Source organism: Streptomyces tricolor, from assembly GCF_002155905.1.
Classification (GTDB): Bacteria; Actinomycetota; Actinomycetes; order Streptomycetales; family Streptomycetaceae; genus Streptomyces; species Streptomyces tricolor.
In genome coordinates this window covers 1-629 of sequence record NZ_MUMF01000832.1, presented here as the reverse complement: position 1 = coordinate 629, position 629 = coordinate 1, and the positions used below count along the sequence as shown (strand labels likewise).

1 protein-coding gene is annotated in these 629 nt (G+C 75.2%); it reads right to left on the bottom strand.

Annotation, left to right across the window (positions count from 1 at the left end; translation table 11 throughout):
- Nucleotides 1-337 precede the first annotated feature (337 nt).
- A partial coding sequence (locus tag CCN44_RS40305) for a DUF72 domain-containing protein (protein ID WP_143650410.1) occupies nt 338-629 on the bottom strand: 292 nt, incomplete at its 5' end.

The window sequence follows — 629 nt, the reverse complement described above, 5'->3', positions numbered from 1 at the left end:
GGCGGCCCGTGCGGGTGCGTAGGGGTGGCTGTCGCGCCTGCGGTGGGGTGGGGTCGGGGCCGCGCCGGGCAGTGTCCGTCCTCGGTCCGGCGCCCTGTTTCCGGTGCGTCGCCGGAGTTCTCGCCGGCCGCTGCGGGCGGACACAACCCGGCACGTCCCCTTCCCGCCGTGCGCGGCTGCGGGTCGTCCCGGGTGCTCCGGTCCCGTGGGGGCGGGTGCGGGTCGTCCCGGGTGGCCCGGCGGTCCCGGTCCGTTCCCGTGGGGGGCGGGTGCGGGTGCGCTTCGGCTCCTCTACGCCGCCGTGGGGAGCGGGTGCGGATCCGCTGCGGTCCTCGGGTCAGGGGGGCGTTCGGGTGGTGGTGCCTCGTTGGTGCGGGACCGTCGTCGCCAGGAGGCCGTGCATCGTCTCGGCCGCTTTCGCAGCCGCGTCGCCGCAGCAGTTGTTGAAGAGGATGTGCAGTTCGTCCGTGGCCGCCGCCAGGGACCGGATGCGGGGGAGCCAGGACCTGAGTTCCGGCTCGGTGTAGGTGTGGCGGAAGCGGTCCTCTTTCGTGCCCGTGCCCCAGTGGGGGCTGCGGCCGTGGAAGCGGATCAGTGAGAGACGGGGGGTGGTGGAGGGGGTGTCCGGG